At 44.1% G+C, this 18,304-nt stretch carries 13 protein-coding genes; 8 read left to right on the forward strand and 5 right to left on the reverse strand.

What is annotated here, in order from left to right; genetic code table 11:
• The first annotated feature begins 394 nt into the window (after nucleotides 1–394).
• The 7 genes from AK965_RS05735 (at nucleotide 395) to fabV (ending at nucleotide 10,954) form a co-directional block, all read left to right on the forward strand.
• Complete coding sequence (locus AK965_RS05735; protein WP_099078718.1) at nucleotides 395–1,066, forward strand: ABC transporter ATP-binding protein; 672 nt, start codon at nucleotides 395–397, stop codon at nucleotides 1,064–1,066.
• Complete coding sequence (locus AK965_RS05740) at nucleotides 1,047–3,500, forward strand: ABC transporter permease (RefSeq protein WP_099078719.1); 2,454 nt, start codon at nucleotides 1,047–1,049, stop codon at nucleotides 3,498–3,500. The genes AK965_RS05735 and AK965_RS05740 overlap by 20 nt, the downstream gene beginning before the upstream one ends.
• A complete protein-coding gene (locus AK965_RS05745; RefSeq protein ID WP_172438080.1) occupies nucleotides 3,500–4,624 on the forward strand; it encodes a lipocalin-like domain-containing protein in 1,125 nt (374 codons plus the stop codon). The genes AK965_RS05740 and AK965_RS05745 overlap by 1 nt, the downstream gene beginning before the upstream one ends.
• Nucleotides 4,625–4,953: 329 nt before the next feature.
• Entirely contained in the window at nucleotides 4,954–6,111 is a 1,158-nt protein-coding gene (nhaA, locus tag AK965_RS05755) for a Na+/H+ antiporter NhaA (protein ID WP_099078721.1), read from the forward strand.
• Nucleotides 6,112–6,597: 486 nt separating this feature from the next.
• A complete protein-coding gene (locus AK965_RS05760; protein ID WP_099078722.1) occupies nucleotides 6,598–7,224 on the forward strand; it encodes a TetR/AcrR family transcriptional regulator in 627 nt (208 codons plus the stop codon).
• 62 nt (nucleotides 7,225–7,286) lie between these two features.
• Nucleotides 7,287–9,569, forward strand: coding sequence for an acyl-CoA dehydrogenase (locus AK965_RS05765; protein WP_099078723.1), 2,283 nt, complete (start codon nucleotides 7,287–7,289; stop codon nucleotides 9,567–9,569).
• Between the two features lie 182 nt (nucleotides 9,570–9,751).
• The gene (fabV, locus tag AK965_RS05770) at nucleotides 9,752–10,954 is read left to right on the forward strand and encodes an enoyl-ACP reductase FabV (RefSeq protein WP_099078724.1); all 1,203 of its coding nucleotides are present in this window, start codon (nucleotides 9,752–9,754) and stop codon (nucleotides 10,952–10,954) included.
• Between the two features lie 107 nt (nucleotides 10,955–11,061).
• Here fabV and AK965_RS05775 read toward each other — a convergent pair whose 3' ends face one another.
• Together AK965_RS05775 and AK965_RS05780 are read right to left on the reverse strand one after the other, a co-directional pair.
• Nucleotides 11,062–12,744, reverse strand: a complete 1,683-nt coding sequence (locus AK965_RS05775) for an aspartate:alanine antiporter (RefSeq protein WP_099078725.1) — start codon at nucleotides 12,742–12,744, stop codon at nucleotides 11,062–11,064.
• A 176-nt stretch (nucleotides 12,745–12,920) separates the two neighbouring features.
• Nucleotides 12,921–13,187, reverse strand: coding sequence for a GrxA family glutaredoxin (locus AK965_RS05780; RefSeq protein WP_099078726.1), 267 nt, complete (start codon nucleotides 13,185–13,187; stop codon nucleotides 12,921–12,923).
• A gap of 332 nt (nucleotides 13,188–13,519) precedes the next feature.
• On the opposite strand from AK965_RS05780, the gene AK965_RS05785 reads away from it, so the two are divergent.
• Complete coding sequence (locus AK965_RS05785) at nucleotides 13,520–14,752, forward strand: iron-containing alcohol dehydrogenase (protein ID WP_099078727.1); 1,233 nt, start codon at nucleotides 13,520–13,522, stop codon at nucleotides 14,750–14,752.
• Between the two features lie 48 nt (nucleotides 14,753–14,800).
• Here AK965_RS05785 and AK965_RS05790 read toward each other — a convergent pair whose 3' ends face one another.
• The 3 genes from AK965_RS05790 to AK965_RS05800 all read right to left on the reverse strand — a co-directional run bounded on the left by AK965_RS05790 (nucleotide 14,801) and on the right by AK965_RS05800 (nucleotide 18,244).
• On the reverse strand, nucleotides 14,801–15,655 hold the full coding sequence (locus tag AK965_RS05790) for a MurR/RpiR family transcriptional regulator (RefSeq protein WP_099078728.1): 855 nt from the start codon (nucleotides 15,653–15,655) through the stop codon (nucleotides 14,801–14,803).
• 311 nt (nucleotides 15,656–15,966) lie between these two features.
• Complete coding sequence (gene panP, locus AK965_RS05795; RefSeq protein WP_099078729.1) at nucleotides 15,967–17,613, reverse strand: pyridoxal-dependent aspartate 1-decarboxylase PanP; 1,647 nt, start codon at nucleotides 17,611–17,613, stop codon at nucleotides 15,967–15,969.
• A 118-nt stretch (nucleotides 17,614–17,731) separates the two neighbouring features.
• The gene (locus AK965_RS05800) at nucleotides 17,732–18,244 is read right to left on the reverse strand and encodes a hypothetical protein (RefSeq protein ID WP_099078730.1); all 513 of its coding nucleotides are present in this window, start codon (nucleotides 18,242–18,244) and stop codon (nucleotides 17,732–17,734) included.
• Nucleotides 18,245–18,304 lie beyond the last annotated feature (60 nt).

An 18,304-nucleotide genomic window follows, 5' to 3' on the forward strand; every position in this document is an offset into this window, starting at 1 on the left:
AGCTACCGCGGTTGCTATCGACGTGGACAAGTAGATTGCATCCAATAATAACTAAGATAGATTCTGTCTAGTTGTTTCACTTCAATGCCTCCGTTTCATGAACTTGCGAACCAGAAAAGCTAAACGTAACCTTTAGCGCTACCTACCTAGGCTTTGAGCCGCAATGGGTTTATTTACTGTTTTTGACCGAAGAAGTCGTGAAGTGGGGGACATACCTACACCGCATGGCGAGCAAGAAATGGATGAAAAATTTGATCGATGCTTAGGAAGGCTCGCGAGACAAGTTGCATTTGTACTCTGATAGTGTGATCAACTATTCAAAATACTTCCTACCAACAGGATTTTAGTGTAGATTCTGACTCCGAATTTAAACACCATTTGAGCGGCAAAATCAATGTTAAAACTGTCAGACCTATGTAAAGGCTATGTAGACGGGGGGGAATTTCATCCTGTACTACAAGGGGCAGAATTGACATTGCAACAAGGTGAACAAGTTGCGTTAATGGGAGAGAGTGGCTCCGGAAAAAGTACGTTGCTTAATTTGATTGCGGGGCTTGATACCGCGGATTCCGGTGAAATTCAGTACTCCAATTTTGCGATGCACAGTGCACCAGAACGCCTAAGAACACTCTACCGTCGCAACAATATTGGTAATATCTTCCAACAGTTCAATCTATTACCTACTCTGAATATTGCTGACAATATTCGTTTTTGCCGTCAACTCAAAGGTTTACCAGAAGATAAGGGGTTGTGGCGTCAAATTTTATCCGCACTCGATCTTATGCCGCTTTTAGGTCGCTATCCTGAAGAGGTCTCTGGTGGACAGCAGCAACGCGCTGCTATTGCACGTGCGCTTTATATGGAACCTAAAATTCTATTGGCTGATGAACCGACGGGCAGTCTTGATGAACGCAATGCGGAAGCGGTAATGCGCTTGCTCACCAGTCTAGCGCGCCAACTTGATTGTACGCTGTTACTCGTCACACACAGTGAAAAAGTAGCAGAGCACATGGAAGGTCGAATTCGTCTTCAAGGAGGGCAGCTACATGTTATGGCCCGTAGTTAAGGCACTACTCGGTCACTACCGTCGCTACCCACTACAAATTATTCTTGTTTGGCTTGGTTTAACCCTAGGCGTATCGCTTCTTGTTGGGGTTACCTCTATTAACCAACATGCTAAGCAAAGTTATGAAACGGGTGAAAAGCTTTTTTCAAACCCTTTGCCGTATCGAATTCGCACTAAACACTCCGCCAATAAAATTCCCCAAGGTTTTTATATTCAACTTCGTCGAGCAGGGTTCCATCAGTGCGCCCCTTTTGACGTCTTGCACCTTGATACCAAAAACGATTTGGGACTCATGCTGGTTGGCGTTGATCCTGTGGCCTTGTTACCTTTACATCAGGGTAAGTCACTGGGCGATCTACCACTGCTTTCATTGATGAAACCCCCTTATCCCACGCTCATTAGCCAAGACTTGGCGTCTCACATGGAATTGAAAAATGGCGATTTTATCGAGTTAAATGACGGCAGTAGACTGGGACCTGTAAAGGTCGATACCGATCAGATGTTATCTGGCACTCGGTTGGTTACTGATATTTCCCTTTTACGAATGTTAAAGCGCAGTTCTGGTCTTTCTGCAATTTCTTGTGGAGAAATGCCTGAAGAGAAAGTATTAGCACTGAAGAAACTGCTGCCAAATGGAATGGTGCTGGTACGAAACAGCCGTAGTGAACTGGAATCTCTTACCAAAGCGTTTCATTTGAATTTAACCGCAATGGGAATGTTATCGTTCCTAGTGGGGTTGTTCATTTTCTATCAAGCTATGTCGCTTTCTTTTATTCAACGTCAACGACTGGTTGGGATCTTGCGTCAAGCAGGTGTGACGGGTACGCAGCTCACGCAAGCGCTGCTGCTCGAGTTGTGTCTACTAGTTCTGTTGGCGTGGGGATGCGGTAATTTTTTTGGTTTAATTTTGGCCAATGAACTTATTCCTGCAGTGTCATCGAGCTTGAGCGATCTTTATAATGCGAATGTTGGCCTTGCGATTGGTTGGTCATGGGAATCGAGTCTGTACAGTTTGGCGATGTCTGCATTAGGTGCATTGCTATCGTGTCTGTGGCCGTTGATTCGCTTACTTAAGTCACAGCCTATTCGCCTTTCTTCTCGCTTATCATTAATGCGTTTTGCGGGTCGTGAATTTTCTTGGCAAGCACTTGCGGCGTGTGCTTTTTGTGTTGCTGCTGTCGCGGTGTATCAGGCGCCTAAGACTCAGGAGTCAGGTTTTACTATCATTGCGTTAATGTTAGTCAGTGTTGCGCTGTTTATGCCGTTCATTATGTGGCATGTGTTCCAGAGCCTTTCATACTCTATGCGTTGGGTTCGGGTTCGTTGGTTCTTTGCTGATTCAGCGGCAAGCATGAGTTATCGTGGTGTGGCAACCATGGCATTTATGCTTGCGTTAGCGGCAAACATTGGCGTGGAAACCATGGTGGGTAGCTTTCGTGATACCACCGATAAATGGTTAAGTCAGCGTTTGGCGGCGGATTTGTATGTTTACCCAACCAATAGTTCAGCCGCGCGTATGAGTGCTTGGTTGAAAAAACAACCAGAGGTGGATGCGGTTTGGTGGCGTTGGGAGAAAGATTTTCCAACTGAACGCGGTTCGCTACAAGTTGTGAGTACTGGGGCTTCAGAAGGTGAGTTAGATGCACTGACGGTGAAGCTGGGGATTCCGAATTATTGGTACCATTTACATCATGCTAAGAGTTTGATGATCAGTGAATCCATGGCGCTAAAACTGGATATTCGGCCTGGTGATTATATTGATTTGCTCTCTCCGCTCGGTAGTGGTTGGCAGGTCGTTGGCGTTTACTTCGATTACGGTAATCCATATAACCAAATCATGATGTCTCATAGGAATTGGCTGTATGCATTTGCTGGTTCTGGCAACGTTGGCTTGGGCGTGTTGCTCAAAGAAAACGTGAATGGCGAAGGGCTTAAAGGACGGTTGGAAAGTGTATACCGTCTGCCACAAGATCGTGTGTTCGATAATAGCAATATTTACAATCAAGCAATGCGGGTCTTTGATCATACGTTTGCCATTGCAGGAACGCTCGGCAATATCACGTTGATTATTGCGGTATTCGGCCTGTTTTTTGCAACTTTAGCGGGTGAGTTGTCTCGTCAACGACATTTTTCTTTGCTTCGCTGTATGGGCGTGTCAGGTAAAGAGCTAGTAGCACTAGGTGGCTTGCAGTTGTTTGTCTTTGGCACTATCTCGGCAATTATTGCCGTTCCGCTGGGTTTGGCATTAGCGAACTTGATCGTCGACATCATTATTAAACAATCTTTTGGTTGGTCGTTAGAGTTGCAAATCATTCCGTGGGAGTACGTACAGACCATTGCCTGGGCAATGTTGGCTATTATGATTGCCGGAGCCTTACCTGTTATCCGAATGATTAAGAGCACACCAATGAAGTCACTGAGGGATGCGTTGTAGTGAAAGATATGAAAAACAAAAAGATTTTCTCTATTTCTGCTTTGCTCTTTCTAGCATTTATCTTTTTGACTGGCGCCGCGCTTTATTGGACTCATTGGGACGAAGCAACAGCAACAGAAGAAAATGAGATCAATCACGTGCTACAACGTGAAAGTAAGACGGTCTTTGATCCAGTTTTACCAGATGAACATGTCTCTTTGCCTAAAGACTTTCGTTTTCACCTAGGCTATCAACACGAATGGTGGAATTATTTTGCGAAATTGCAGGATAAAAATGGTCAAGTATACAACGTGCAATGGAGCTACTTTAGGGTTGCGACGGATGAACGAGATACGCATGGATGGCAAAATCCACAGCTCTATCTATCTCATGTGGTAATAAGCAGTGGCTCTCAAGTATGGCGAGAGCAGCGTGTTGCTCGTGGCGGAATTGGCCAAGCAGGAATGACTAACCACCCATTTCGCTTATGGATAGACAATTGGAACTGGCGCTCGCTGGGCTTGACGCCATTTCCTGGTCAACTTGATGTGTCAACGGATGCATTTGGACTTGAACTCAACACCATAACCAATGGCCCATTTGTGGTAAATGGTGATAAGGGCTTTCAAATTAAACACGCATTGCAATCGGTCGCTTCTTTTAGCTTTAGTGCGCCGTTCCTAAATGTGAAAGGGACACTTACCCTCAATGGTCAGCTTATATCTGTTTCTGGCTCTGCATGGGCTCAGAAGGAATGGGGAAGTGGTATGATCGGAGAAGGTCAGCAAGGTTGGGACTGGCTTGTCTTTAACTTCGATGATGGTAGAGCGCTTACCGTGAGTCGCTATCGTCATAATGGCCAGTTACCACACATCTTTGGGACTCTGTCTACTCGCTCTGGGGCGGTATTTAATTTGACTGAGAAGGATTTTAGTATTACCCCAATGCAGGTGACGAGCTTACCTAATGGTCGACGATTACCTCTGCAATGGATCATTAATGTGCCCGAGCATGGTATTAACTTAACGACGAGAATCACCAAGTCAGATATGTGGCAGCCTTTTTTGATTCCTTACTGGGAAGGACCTATACAAGCTTCTGGCTCTAACGAAGCATGGGGATTTATGCAGCTTACGGGTTACTAAATACGATATAAAAACCGCCGAGAAAGGCGGCTTTTTTGGGCAGGGATAGCATCATGCTTGTCTCAAAATAACATGGATATTACGAAAATTAATCTCATATTACACTATGTTAATAGTGGTCTCAGTGAGTATTTCGACTTATTAGGAGATGAAAAGGACTTTTACGTATTTATTCTTCTGTTGGAAAATTCGATGTGTCGTTTAGTTTGTATCGGAAATAACGAAGTTTATACTCTGAACAAGCGATTATTCTTAAATTTTCCACAGATATACACTCTCATCATTCTTTGTTACTCGTTTATTAAGATAATAAATATAAGGGCGAAACCATGAACGATGTCATTCGTGACTTTTTCAAAATGGAATCTGCAGGTGGTATTCTTTTAGTGATTGCAGCGGCAATCGCAATGACCATTGCCAACTCACCATTTGGTGAGACTTATCAAGCAATGCTGCATACTTATGTATTGGGTATGTCAGTTTCTCATTGGATCAATGATGGCCTGATGGCCGTGTTTTTCATGCTCATTGGTCTTGAAGTAAAGCGTGAACTGCTTGAAGGTGCATTAAAATCGAAAGAAACGGCGATTTTCCCAGCAATTGCCGCGGTAGGTGGTATGTTAGCGCCAGCTCTAGTTTATGTTGCTTTTAATGCGGGCGATCCGGAAGCAATTTCTGGTTGGGCTATTCCTGCAGCAACCGATATTGCATTTGCGCTAGGTATTATGGCGCTATTAGGCAAGCGTGTACCTATTAGCTTGAAAGTATTTTTGTTGGCATTAGCGATCATCGATGACCTTGGTGTGGTTGTGATCATTGCATTGTTTTATACCAGTGATCTATCAACAACGGCACTTGTGGTTGGCTTTATTATGACCGGTGTGTTGTTCATGTTGAATTCTAAAAATGTTACCAAACTTACGCCTTATATGATTGTCGGCGCGATTCTTTGGTTTGCGGTATTGAAATCGGGTGTTCACGCCACCTTGGCGGGTGTTGTGATCGGTTTTGCTATCCCATTAAAAGGCAAAAAAGGTGAGCATTCGCCACTCAAACACATGGAGCACGCACTGCATCCATACGTTGCCTTTGGTATTCTTCCTATATTTGCTTTTGCAAACGCGGGCATCTCACTGGAGGGTGTGTCACTGGCTGGTTTAACGTCAATGCTGCCTCTTGGTATCGCTCTAGGTCTATTGGTAGGTAAACCACTTGGCATCTTTACGTTCAGTTGGGTAGCGGTAAAAGCGGGTATTGCAAAGCTGCCTCAAGGTGTGAATTTTGTACATATCTTTGCGGTGTCAGTACTGTGTGGTATCGGCTTTACCATGTCGATTTTCATCTCATCACTGGCATTTGGTAACGTAAGTCCTGAGTTCGACACCTATGCTCGACTTGGAATCTTAATGGGATCAACAACTGCCGCGATCATTGGTTATGCACTGCTGCATTTCTCATTACCAAAGACGCCTGCTCAAGATGCATAAGTCTTAGACAGTCTAGTTATATGAGAAGCCTCCCTACCGGGAGGTTTTTTTATGTATTGAATTACGCGCTGCTAGGCATTCACGCGATCCCGTGACATTGATGAAGAAGGGGGCTTAGAGCAGAAGAAGGAGCTGTACAAAATCGAGGGCGAAAAAAAGCCCAGATTAAAAAGTGTCTGGGCGGATACAAACATAGGAGTTAATAAGAAAAAGCAGCAATACAACAACTAGATGGAAACAAGTTTGACGGCCAGTAAAACTTAAAATGCACTAGTTGTTACATACATTCAGACCAGGCCAATTCCAATCAGTTCCATTTTTTTTTCAAAGTTTTTTTGCACCCAGATATTTCTGCAAATTCATTCCCTTAATGGCTCACGCTCCTCAATCTGGTCAGACCAATGACTAAAAATGTGATGTTAATCATTTGTTAACTTAAGGTTTCGGAGGTATATTTCAAACAGTTGTTTAATACGAGTGATTGAAATGGCCCCGAGAAGTACAACAAAAGAAAAAATACTCGACATAGCCGAAGGGCTATTTGCGGAATATGGCTTCAATGACACTTCACTACGAACGATAACTGGCAAAGCGAATGTGAATCTAGCTTCGGTTAACTATCATTTCGGTGATAAAAAAACATTAGTAAGAGCCGTGCTTGACCGATATCTCGAGGCACTTATGCCTAGTATTAAGACATCATTAGTCGAATTGAATACGCGCGATGACTACAACATGGACGAAGTGTTTGAATCGCTACGCTTGCCTTTACGTGCGTTGAATGAGGTACGCCCGAATGGTACCGCATTATTCATGCTTTTGATTGGACGCGGTTATACCGATGTACAAGGGCATCTGCGGTGGTTCATTAGCACCAGATATGAAGAAGTATTAAACCTTTTCATATCCTCGATTATGAAAGCCAACCCAAGTTTGACGGAAGAGCAATTGTTCTGGCGCTTGCATTTCACATTAGGTACATGTGTTTTTACCATGGCGTCAAGTCAGGCACTAACAGAATTAGCAGAAAGTAAATTTGAGAAGGAAGTGGACATAAAGTCCGTTGTTGATTTACTGATTCCTTACTTGTCGGCTGGCATGTCGACCAAGTAGACATTGATAATGAATAAGAAAATTTAATCACCTGCGGTGAAGTGAACAAAAGGATCTGAACTATGAGCTCTCTACGAAGAAAATGGATTAGTGACCCAGCATTCAAAGTATTCAAAAAAGTACTCCCTCCACTATCGAGTACCGAAAAAGAAGCAATGGAAGCGGGGAGTGTATGGTGGGATGCTGAATTGTTTTCCGGCAAACCAGACTTTACAACACTGCATCATTATCCTAAGCCTGCCCTGTCATCAGAAGAGCAAGCGTTCATGGATAACGAACTGGAAACCTTACTAGAAATGTTGGATGACCAGAAAATCGTTAAGGATGACCGTGACCTACCACCACAGGTATGGGAATACCTACGTAAAGAGCGTTTTTTCTCACTGATCATTTCAAAAGAATATGGTGGTCGTGCGTTTTCTGCATTAGCAAACTCGACCATCGTCACTCGCATCGCAACTCGTAGCATTAGTGCAGCGGTATCAGTTATGGTGCCAAACTCACTTGGCCCGGGTGAACTACTGACCCACTATGGTACACAAGAGCAGAAAGATTACTGGTTACCACGCCTAGCCGACGGTACTGATATTCCTTGTTTTGCGTTAACAGGTCCAGAAGCAGGTTCAGATGCTGGCGGTATCCCCGATCAAGGTGTGGTTTGTTATGGCTCGCATGAAGGGAAAGAGGTACTGGGTGTTCGAGTAAGTTGGAATAAACGCTATATTACACTTGCACCAGTGGCGAGCGTACTTGGTCTCGCTTTTAAGCTACAAGATCCAGATGGGTTACTTGGTGATCAGAAAGATATTGGTATTACGTGTGCGCTTATTCCAGCGGATCACGAGGGCGTTGAAATTGGTGAGCGACACGATCCTCTAGGCTCTGCGTTCATGAATGGTCCAACTCGTGGTAATGATGTATTTATTCCAATGGACTGGCTGATTGGTGGCTCTGAATACGCAGGTAAAGGCTGGCGTATGCTGGTGGAATGCTTGTCGGCTGGACGAGGTATTTCTCTTCCTGCGCTAGGGACGGCGATTGGTCACCTTACTACACGCACAACAGGTGCCTACGCATACGTTCGTAAGCAGTTTGGTATGTCGATCGGTAAGTTTGAAGGTGTTGCCGAAGCCATGGGGCGTATCGGTGGCTTAACTTATTTATTAGAGGCGACTCGTACGTTGACAACCACTTCTCTTGATATGAAGGAGAAGCCCGGCATTGTAACCGCAATTGCTAAGTACCACATGACAGAGATCGCACGTACGATCTTAAATGACTCCTTTGACATTCATGCGGGGCGGGCGATTCAAGACGGTCCGATGAACTACCTAGCTAAGCATTATCTTGGTATTCCGGTCGCCATCACAGTGGAAGGCGCAAATATTTTGACTCGTAATCTAATGATCTTCGGTCAAGGTGCGACACGCTGTCATCCATACGTGTTGAAAGAAATGGAAGCCGCAGCAAACCCGGATACTAACCAAGGTGCGAAAGCATTTGATGATCTGCTGTTTAAACACATTAAACACGCAATGGGCAATACATTTGGCGCATTTGGAGCAGCATTAACGGGGGCACGTTTTGTCAAGGCTCACATGAGTGGTCCTACGCAGCAGTACTACAAAGACATCACACGTTTGAGCAGAGCTTTAGCAGTGAGTGCAGACTTTGCAATGTTAACGCTAGGGGGGGATTTAAAGCGTAAGGAGATGATTTCTGCGCGTCTTGGTGATGGTTTGAGTTATTTGTATATGGCTTCAGCAGCTCTGAAGAAGTACGAAGATGAAGGTCGTCAGCAAGGTGATTTAAATTTTGTTCACTATGCGGTGCAGCACTGTTTGTACAATGTATCAAAGTCATTGAATGAAGCTTACTCAAATTTTCCAGTGAAATATGTGGGTGGTGTACTAAAAGGCTTACTGTTCCCTCTAGGTAATCATTTTAAAGCGCCGAGCGACGAGCTATGTGTTGGTCTCGCGGAAGCAATGATGACGCCAGGGGTGCAACGTGACAGACTGACCAATTTGTGTTACATCGGAAAGGGTGAGGATGATAGCGTTGGTTTGATGGAGAACGCGTTCCTAGCGATGTATGATATCAAACCGCTTGAGCGAAAATTAATGAAGGCGGCGAAAGACGGCAAAGTGGCCCGTAAAGGCATATTGCATGACCGTTTACAGCAAGCCTTTGAAGCTGGTGTGTTAACAGAGCAAGAAATTGATCAAATTCTGGCTGCGGATAAATTGCGTAACAAAGCGATTCAAGTTGATCATTTTAGCCACGATTTCTCAGAAGTACGTACCAATAGCTCGAAGGGATCGAAATTAAACTCGGTTGCATAAGCTTTCTTCTTCCACCAACATAATCAAAGCACCTCCCAAGAGGTGCTTTTTTATGTCCTTTGGCCAGAGATTGACGATTGAGTGCTCCAACCACTTGCATTTTCGATGCCTTTTTACAGAAATTAGATGCGAAGTTACGACGAAACTTTTATCCTAGCAAGGTTGTTTAAAGGAAGTTGAATATGATCATCAAACCTAGAATTCGTGGATTTATCTGTACTACTACGCACCCAGTGGGTTGTGAAGCTAACGTAAAAGAACAAATTGCTTACACTAAAGCACAAGGCCAAATCAAGAACGCGCCAAAACGCGTACTGGTTGTGGGTGCATCAAGTGGCTATGGCCTATCTTCTCGTATCGCTGCGGCATTTGGTGGCGGCGCTTCAACTATCGGTGTGTTTTTCGAAAAAGAAGGCACAGAGAAGAAACCTGGTACTGCCGGTTTCTACAACTCAGTTGCATTCGAAAAGCTAGCTCGTGAAGAGGGCTTGTACGCGAAAAGCCTAAACGGGGACGCGTTCTCAAATGAAGCAAAACAGAAAACAATTGATTTGATCAAAGCAGACCTTGGTCAGGTAGATATGGTGGTTTACTCTCTGGCTTCTCCAGTACGTAAAATGCCAGAAACCGGCGAACTTATCCGTTCTGCTCTGAAGCCTATCGGTGAGACTTACATATCTACTGCTGTTGATACCAACAAAGACGTGATCATCGAAGCAAGCGTAGAACCTGCAACTGAGCAGGAAATTCAAGACACAGTAACCGTAATGGGCGGCGAAGACTGGGAACTTTGGATCAATGCACTCTCAGAAGCTGGCGTTCTAGCAGATGGTTGTAAAACAGTGGCATACAGCTACATCGGTACTGAGTTGACTTGGCCTATCTACTGGGATGGCGCACTAGGTAAAGCGAAAATGGACCTAGATCGTGCAGCAGCAGCGTTAAACGAGAAGCTTTCAGCTACTGGTGGTACAGCAAATGTTGCTGTGCTTAAGTCAGTTGTGACACAAGCAAGTTCTGCAATTCCTGTGATGCCTCTTTACATCGCAATGGTATTTAAGAAAATGCGTGAAGAAGGCGTACACGAAGGTTGTATGGAACAGATTTTCCGTATGTTCAGCCAACGTCTATATAAAGAAGACGGCAGTGCACCCGAAGTAGATAAAGTGAATCGTTTACGTCTGGATGACTGGGAACTACGTGAAGACATCCAGCAACACTGCCGTGACCTATGGCCACAAATCACATCTGAAAACCTGAAAGAGCTAACGGACTACGTTGAGTACAAAGAAGAGTTCTTGAAGTTATTCGGCTTTGGTGTTGACGGTGTGGACTACGAAGCAGACGTTAACCCAGCAGTAGAAACAGATTTCACTCAAATCTAAGCTACTTCTAATTGAATTAAAAAAGGCGCTCATTGAGCGCCTTTTTTGTGTCTTAAATCTTTGAGGTGAATGGTACTACGTTGTCAGCAAAACTCTTTCAAAAGAGATTAACTCAGAATAATCAGAACAGTACCTGCGAGAGTCATTAAGATATTGGCAATCGCGTACGTACCAGCATACCCCAGTGCTGGGATTGTTGACTTCGCGTATTCGTTTACCACATCCATCGCTGGCGCACATGTTCGAGCTCCGATGATAGCACCAAAGAGTAGGGCACGGTTCATCTTAAGCACGTAAGCGCCAACAAGGTAAGCTAGAACGACAGGAACTACACTCACGATAAAGGCCAAACCAATGATCTGCGGGCCTACTTGTGTTAGGTGTTCAAACATCTTGCCGCCTGCGCTTAACCCAATCCCCACCATAAAGAACATTAAGCCCAAGTCTTTCACCATGTTCAGTGCGCCTTGCGGCACATAACCGAAAGTAGGGTGGTTGGCACGTAAGAAGCCTAGAGTGATACCTGATAGCAATAGACCAACCGCATTACCAAGGCTGAATGAGACTTGACCAAACGTCATCGTCACCAAGCCAAACATAATGCCTAAGATAAAGAAGCTACAAAATGCTAATAGATCTGCCATCTGGCTATGAATAGAGATGAAACCAATTTTTTCAGCAAGACCATGTACGCGGCTCTTTTCGCCACTCACTTGCAGAACGTCACCCTTGGCTAAAACGATATCTAAATCCATCGGCATTTCAATCTGAGCACGCACAACACGATTCAAGAAACAACCATATTCTGACAAGTTCAAGTCTGAAAGACGTTTACCAGCGATGGCATCACTTTTAACGACAATCTCTTCTTCGACAATTCGAAGGTCGAGTAGATTGCGGTCGAATACTTCTTTGCCGTTACGGAAGCTTGGATCCAAACGCGCGTGGCTGTCTGGGAAGCCTACCAGTGCAATTTCATCACCCTCTTGCAAAATTGCGTCACCGTCGGGGTGGGCTAGGATACCGTTACGACGAATACGTTCGATATAACAACCTGTCTGGCGGTAAATACCCAATTCACGTAGGTTTTTGCCGTCAGTCCAATCGATCAGCTCTGGCCCGACACGATAAGCACGAATAATCGGTAGGTAAACCTTGCGTTGGCTAGAGTGACCAAGGCCACGTTCCTGTGCGATTTGTTGTGCTGAATCCGATAGGTTTTGTTTTTGCAGTTTCGGTAACAGTTTGGCAAACATGATCATACTGATCAAACCCACTAGATAAGCCATTGCATAACCAACGGATAGATTCTCTAACACTAAAGAGAAGTCCATATTACGTGGAATAGTGGCTAGGCCAGAGTTTAAGGCATCTTGAGCGCCGACTAATACTGGCGTTGCAGTGAGTGCTCCAGCCATCATACCTGCAGACAAACCGAAATCGAGTCCCAAATAGTGACTACAGAAATAAGTCAGACTCACGGCGGCAACGAGTACAGTCATGCTTAAGATAAAGTAGTGCTTACCGTCTCTGAAGAAAATACCAAAGAAGTTGGGGCCAGCTTCAATACCCACACAGTAGATAAACAGCATAAAACCGATAGTAAGCGCTTCAGCGTTAAAAGAAAAACCAAGGTGACCCATTACAAGCGAAGTAATGAGAACACCAATCGAGTTACCTAACTGAAGGTTACCAAAACGAATTTTTCCAAAAGCAAGGCCAATGGCTAATACGACGAAGATTAGAAGAATGGGGTTTTGCTCAAGCAGATGTACGACGTCTATGTTCACAGTGTGGCTCGGTAGATTATGTGACCAAAAGTTATGAGGGAGGGATTGTAACTAAAAATAGCAAAAAGATAAGTGAAATATTTTAGGTTTTTCGATTAGTTGTTGCAGGGGAATAACGAAATGAGCGCCTATAAAAAAAGCCGCTAAAAGCGGCTTTTAACAATCAGTAAATGGTATTACTCGTCGAATAGACCTAGATGCTCTTTAGCGTAAGCTTCAAATTCATCACAACCACCGATGTGCACTTGGTCGATAAAGATTTGAGGTACAGTTTCTACTGGCTTACCTACTGTTTTCTCAAGATCTGCTTTTGAAATACCTTCTGCGTGGATATCAACGTAACGGTAATTGAAATCATCCCGTTTTGCTTTAAGCGTTTCTGCGTGCTCTTTCGCACGAACACAGTAAGGACAAGCAGGACGGCCAAAGATAACTACGAACATATACTTATTTCTCCTAATCTATTCTTTTTGAAAGCGTAGTAACTACCTTTTCAGGGCGCTTTCGTTTCTTGGGACAACTATGCCTTATCCCGAAGCGGAAATAAAGCAGCAATTGCCTGTTGATTCGATAGGTAAAATCTATCGTATAGATTTCATACACAAATGAATTAAAAGCAAGCATAAGATGAGCGGTTATAGTCTATTTTGACTCTGTGAAGCGTCCCATAAAAACACACATTAAATAGGGTTAATGGTTGCAAGGTGCACTTGGTCAACTTTTTTTTGCTCAATACATAGCACTCTATAGTTAAGTGTTTTTGGGGGAGGTGCGTATGTTTCAGTTTATGACTGCGACAAAGATTATCTTTGGAGAAGGAGCGCTACAGTCTTCGTTGTCAGTAATCAACCAATATGGCTATAGTGTTTTGCTTGTCACAGGAAAAGATAAGCAAAGAGCAAAACCAATCATTAATTATCTCAAAGCGCAGAATATGCGTTATCAACATGTCGCAATTTGTGGAGAACCTAATATAACGATGGTTGAAGAGACCGCTGTTATAGGAAGGAAGTTTAAACCCGATATGGTTGCTGCTATAGGTGGGGGGAGCGTGATTGATATGGGGAAGGCGCTTGCAGCCGTTATCCCTAATCAAGGCGATGTTTATGATTATGTTGAAGTGGTTGGACGAAACGTACCACTAAAAGCGAAACCGATACCTTTTATCGCAATTCCTACGACGGCAAGCACAGGTTCGGAAGTGACACGAAATGCAGTACTTAAATCCGGGCAAGACCAAGTGAAAGTTAGTCTAAGAAGCCCTGATATGCTTGCAGACACAGCGATTGTTGATCCAACGTTAACCTATGGTACCGATCAATATACTTCTGGTCGGGGAGCAATGGATGCTTTTACACACTTGATGGAGGCTTATGTTTGTGGTGATCCGAATCCATTGACCGATATGGTGTGTGAGGAGGGCTTAAGGCGTTTGAGCCGTTCGGTGATTGCAGGTTGTAAACAGGACAACCATAAGGCTCGTTCTGACTTATCTTTTGCCGCTTTGCTCGGTGGTATGGCGATTACCAATGCTAAGTTGGGAGCGGCTCATGGATTAGCATCTGCGTTAGGAGGGAAACTCGACGCTCCGCATAGCGTGATAACCGCAAGATTAGCGCCACACGTGATGCAAGAAAATATCAATGCGGCTAAGAAAGCAGGAAGATCAGATGTCGTGAGCCGCTATAAGAAATTGGCTCAAATCGTTACCGAGAGGGCAAATGCGAATGAATATGATGGCGTAATGTGGGTGAAAATGGTCTCTGATAAGCTAGAGTTACCCCAACTCGGTAAGTATGGAGTCTGCCAAACTTCTTTTGAGCAAGTGGCCGAGGATGCCCTTAAGTCGGTGGCAATAAAAGGTAACCCGCTGCCACTTAATCAAGAGAGGTTGGTGTATATCTTACGTCAGGTATGTGATTGCAGTGGCGAATGCTTTGCTGCACCTGAACATCAAAAAAGTACAGTTGAAGTGCTGGAATCAAAGTCGGATTTATCCAGCGTTTAACCTTATCAAAAACAAAGGGAACTCAATGGCTCCCTTTGTTATTAGGTATTAATATTGACTGAGCTTGTCGTAGCGACTGTCTTTCAATGCGTCCTTTACACGCTTTAGGTTTTCCCGGAACCCAGCTCCGCGACGTAGCGTAAAGCCAGTGGCCAACACATCGATTACCGTCATCTGAACTACGCGGCTTGCCATTGGCATGTAAACGTCGGTGTCCTCAGGGACATCTAGGGTAATAGCTAACGAGCTTGCTTTTTCCAACGGCGAATCTTTTGCTGTAATTGCGATGACTGTCGCTCCGTTTTCACGAGCAAGGTTCGCAATCTCTACTTGGCTCTTTGTTCTGCCTGTATGCGAAATAAGTACGACCACATCGTTGTCACTGCAATTAATACAGCTCATTCTTTGCATCACAATGTCTTCAAAACAGGTGATTGGAATGTTAAAGCGAATAAACTTGTTTTGAGCATCACGAGCGACCGAAGAAGAGGCACCTAGACCAAAAAATGAGATTCGTTTTGCTTGCGTCAATAGGTCTACAGCACGATTCACTTGCATTGCATCTAAGCTATTTTTGGCTACATCCAAACACGCCATTGTGGATTCGAAAATTTTATGCGTGTAAGCATCGGGACCATCGCTTTCTTCAACGTTACGGTTAACGTAAGGTGTCCCATTCGCAAGGCTTTGTGCAAGGTGGAGTTTAAAATCTGGAAAACCTTTGGTATCCAGACGACGGCAGAAACGGTTAACGGTTGGCTCACTCACGTCCGCCATTTTAGCTAACGTGGCAATGCTCGAATGAATCGCAGTTTGTGGAGACGCCATAATCACTTCTGCGACTTTGCGCTCTGATTTACTGAAATTCTCCAGATTTTTTTGAATTTTTTCTAATGTATTCATAGTGTTCACGAGGGTATAGAGAACAACTCGCTGGTTCTGTTAACAGTGGATACATCATCGTATCTAGGTCGAGAGAGGCGTTAACAAAAGCGACCAGCGCCATAAAACCAGTATAAACCTGAACCACAATCTGGCTAAAACAAATACGGTTACTATTTAGCGAGAATTTGACAAACCTCAAACAAAATGTTCAATAAAATACAGAATTGAATGTGAGATCGTGCCTTTGTACTCTTAGTAGCACAGTATTGATGTTTGAGTTACACCAAAAACGAAAGAAATTTTCAAATTGGTGTAACTCACACAGAAGGTTAAGAATTGAAAATGTCGTGGACAGTATCTTCAATTTTTGTCATTAAACTCGGTGTTTGCAGAGCAATTTCTCTTTGCTCTTCAAGCACCGAGTTAAGAATGTCTTTGGTAGTCAATGGGTTAGCTAAGACGACGCGAAATACGATGGTATCCATACGTTGCCATTGGGCTGGGTTTAATCGAGTACGAGACACAAATGACTTGCCCGTTTCACGTTGACGCTTCTGAATAAACTGTGTGAGTTGGTTGATCAACTCGTTGAGTTTTTGTTTTTGTGCGCCTTGTGCTTTTTCTAGTGCCGCGCGCATATTTGCTGGTAAATAGCGGTAGGTCAGTAAACAAAGCTCTGGGTCCGAGACCAGTTCAAAATCATCTTGCTGTTTGATTAGATCTGCAAAGTAACGTGCTTTCTCAATACTTTGGTCTATTAGCAGTTCATAGCCTGGACGGCTGATGATGTGCATTGCTGCATAAACTAGCATGGCCATTCCCGAGCGTGAGCCTTCAAGCGTATGACTGCCTAGGTCTTTTGAACCTTTACGCAGAATATATTGCGCGTGATGCTCTACCGATTTCATTGCATCGGGATCTTTGAAAAGCACCATTCCAGCACCCATAGGTATATAGAGCTGCTTGTGGGCATCTATTGTTACCGAGTCTGCTAACTCAACGCCATCAAGTAGCTGACGGTAATGATTCGACATCAACGTCGCACCACCCCACGCAGCATCAACGTGGAAATGGCAATTATGCTCTTCGCAAACTTGTGCGATTTGAGGAAGAGGGTCAACATTACCCGTTTCTGTGGTACCGGCCACACCAACAACCGCAAATGGTTTGATGTTTTGTTTTTCTAACTCTCCAATCTTGGCCTTCAGATCGTCAACAATAATGCGGTTATTTGCGTCAGTCTTAACAGCAACTAAGCCATCCTGACCAAGGCCCAATACATCCGCTGCTTTTTTCAGAGAGTAGTGGCCTCGCTCAGATACAAGAATCGCTAAACCGTCGTAGCCATAATGCTTCATGGCTTTAAACAGGCCTTCTTTCTCAACACCTTTAAATGAACCATCGGCTTTGAGTGCTTTGTTACGAGCCACCCAAAGTGCGGTTATGTTAGCAATCGTTCCCCCAGAACAAAACGCACCAAGTGAGTGATTTGCGCTGTGCATCCACTTGCTATAGAAATCGTCGTTTTGCGCATAGATAAGACGATGTAGCATACCTAACACCTGACGCTCCAACGGCGTGAAGGCTTTAGATGTCTCGATTTTTACTAAGTTTTGGTTCAACGCTATCATGATCTTAGAAAGCGGCATTAAGAAGTAAGGCAGTGCCGATGTCATGTGACCGATAAAGCTAGGTGCCGAAGTATGAACCGAGTGGGAAACTAAAGTATCGAGCAGATGTTCAGTATGGGCAGAAACGAATTCTGGTTGTTCCGGGATCTGAGCAGAAGAAAAGTCTTTCTCTATTTCATGTAAAGGCTTTTCTTCTGCCACGATGTGTTCGCGAAGAAACTGGTTTAAGTTTTGCGAGAGACTTAGTTCTATTTTTGTCAACGTAGAGTCTGGACCTTCAGGAATTGTGAAGATCTTTAGCAAGCTCTCGAGGCTAACGTCAGCGGTTTTTTGTTCCTTAACCATAGCAAAGAATCTTTGTAGTTATTTGGTAATGCGAGCGGTACAATCTAAACCAAAACGGGCGCAATGTCCCGTTTTTATTATTGAAATGAATGTTGCCTAAATGGAATGTCTAGGGAAGTTAATTGCACTTCTGCTGTTCAATTTTAATAATTGATTGATTGTATTTGTTCAGTGCAGTATCAATCTGTTTTGGGTGGCTGAGTAAGTCCGCAAATGCTGAACGAAGTTCGTAGTTTTTTGGATGATTGGTAGACTGGCGATCATTGAAAGTTCGTTTTGCAACGTCTCCCAGCTTGTCGCTACGAGTTGCCAGTTGCTTGACATCATGTTGTTCAAGTTTTAGCCATGCTTCGATTGGTTGCTCGGTGGCAACGCGGCTTGGCTCATTTTTGAGGAAATAATGAACGGCTTCTCGATTTAATTCGAAATGGTGTTTTCGACCTTCCAAAAACCATTGGCTTACTTCGACCAATTCTGGGTACTGAGAGACAGTCAAGTCGACAAGATCCTGATACCACTGCAATGAAGCACCAACATAACCGTCATATTTGTTAGACAGGCATTGTTGATCTGCAGCAAAAGTTAAAGTTGAGCTGGTAGCCAGTAACGCGGCAACGACAAAGCGTTTCATTGTTATTCCTTCTGTTTGTTCTACCTGAATAGCATCGATATGCAAGGTTAGTGATAATGA

This window comes from Vibrio sp. PID17_43, from assembly GCF_002608565.1.
In the GTDB taxonomy this organism is placed as follows: domain Bacteria; phylum Pseudomonadota; class Gammaproteobacteria; order Enterobacterales; family Vibrionaceae; genus Vibrio.

Coding starts and splice junctions, on each gene's coding strand:
- AK965_RS05735 (WP_099078718.1), top strand. CDS start 395: ATGTTAAAACTGTCAGACCTATGTAAAGGCTATGTAGACGGGGGGGAA.
- AK965_RS05740 (WP_099078719.1), top strand. CDS start 1,047: ATGTTATGGCCCGTAGTTAAGGCACTACTCGGTCACTACCGTCGCTAC.
- nhaA (WP_099078721.1), top strand. CDS start 4,954: ATGAACGATGTCATTCGTGACTTTTTCAAAATGGAATCTGCAGGTGGT.
- AK965_RS05760 (WP_099078722.1), top strand. CDS start 6,598: ATGGCCCCGAGAAGTACAACAAAAGAAAAAATACTCGACATAGCCGAA.
- AK965_RS05765 (WP_099078723.1), top strand. CDS start 7,287: ATGAGCTCTCTACGAAGAAAATGGATTAGTGACCCAGCATTCAAAGTA.
- fabV (WP_099078724.1), top strand. CDS start 9,752: ATGATCATCAAACCTAGAATTCGTGGATTTATCTGTACTACTACGCAC.
- AK965_RS05780 (WP_099078726.1), bottom strand. CDS start 13,187: ATGTTCGTAGTTATCTTTGGCCGTCCTGCTTGTCCTTACTGTGTTCGT.
- AK965_RS05785 (WP_099078727.1), top strand. CDS start 13,520: ATGTTTCAGTTTATGACTGCGACAAAGATTATCTTTGGAGAAGGAGCG.
- AK965_RS05790 (WP_099078728.1), bottom strand. CDS start 15,655: ATGAATACATTAGAAAAAATTCAAAAAAATCTGGAGAATTTCAGTAAA.
- panP (WP_099078729.1), bottom strand. CDS start 17,613: ATGGTTAAGGAACAAAAAACCGCTGACGTTAGCCTCGAGAGCTTGCTA.
- AK965_RS05800 (WP_099078730.1), bottom strand. CDS start 18,244: ATGAAACGCTTTGTCGTTGCCGCGTTACTGGCTACCAGCTCAACTTTA.